The sequence below is a fragment of the Streptomyces sp. GC420 genome (assembly GCF_009916105.1).
GTDB lineage: Bacteria > Actinomycetota > Actinomycetes > Streptomycetales > Streptomycetaceae > Streptomyces.
In genome coordinates this window covers 1-755 of the sequence record NZ_JAAAXQ010000805.1, presented here as the reverse complement: position 1 = coordinate 755, position 755 = coordinate 1, and the positions used below count along the sequence as shown (strand labels likewise).

The 755-nt window shown below is 66.6% G+C and carries 2 protein-coding genes; both read right to left on the bottom strand.

Going from position 1 to position 755, the window contains the following annotated elements:
- Positions 1-18 precede the first annotated feature (18 nt).
- Positions 19-393: a type II toxin-antitoxin system VapC family toxin gene (locus tag GUY61_RS38725; protein ID WP_166634952.1), complete on the bottom strand. Its 375-nt coding sequence runs from the start codon at positions 391-393 to the stop codon at positions 19-21.
- On the bottom strand, positions 393-635 hold the full coding sequence (locus GUY61_RS38720; RefSeq protein ID WP_166634951.1) for a type II toxin-antitoxin system Phd/YefM family antitoxin: 243 nt from the start codon (positions 633-635) through the stop codon (positions 393-395). Before GUY61_RS38720 ends, GUY61_RS38725 begins: the two co-directional genes overlap by 1 nt.
- Positions 636-755 lie beyond the last annotated feature (120 nt).

The following is a 755-nucleotide window of genomic DNA, read 5'->3' as shown; positions in this document are numbered from 1 at the left end:
GCCGGGGCCCCCGCCGTCTCAGACGGCCATGACCGGCACGTCGTACTTGGGGATCCACTTGTCCCGGGTGACGAGCGTCAGCCCCTCGGCCTGGGCCTGGGCGATCAGTATCCGGTCGAACGGATCCCGGTGGTGCAGGGGCAGCCGCCCGGCGCGCACACCGTGGGCAGCGGTGATCGGCAAGGGAGTGAACTGTGTGTCCCGTACGCGCTCCGCGATGTCCTCGGGTCCGGGCAGTTTGCCCAGTGAGGATTTCAGGGCGATCTCCCAAGGGCTGATGGCACTGAGAAAGACGTCCGATTCGGTGTCCAGGAGATCTTTGACGTCTGCGGACAGTTCCGGTGAGTCGTCCAGCCACCAGAGGACGACATGCGTGTCGAGAAGAAGTCGCATCATCGCATCCCAAACGCTTCGGCGATGTCGTCGGGCAGCTCGTCGAAGTCGTCGGGGATGTGGATCTGGCCGCGCAGGGAGCCGCGTCCGGTGCGCTGCACCTTGCCGCGCAGGGGGACTACCTTGGCGACGGGCTCACCAGCCTTGCTGATGACGACTTCCTCACCCGTGGCTACCTGCTCCAGGATCCGGGAGAAGTGGGTCTTGGCCTCGTGGACGTTGTACTGGTGCGCTGCTTCCATGACCGCCTCGCGGACGCAGGAGTGGACTAAGTAGTGGACTCAGCCTAGCGCCGCAGGGCCCACGGAGCCATGTGATCACCTCCGTTCCCCCGGACGGGGGACGCGGGCCGCCGGGGCCGG

Excerpts from the sequence above, each read along its gene's own strand:
- GUY61_RS38725 (WP_166634952.1), bottom strand. The coding sequence starts at position 393 with ATGCGACTTCTTCTCGACACGCATGTCGTCCTCTGGTGGCTGGACGAC.
- GUY61_RS38720 (WP_166634951.1), bottom strand. The coding sequence starts at position 635 with ATGGAAGCAGCGCACCAGTACAACGTCCACGAGGCCAAGACCCACTTC.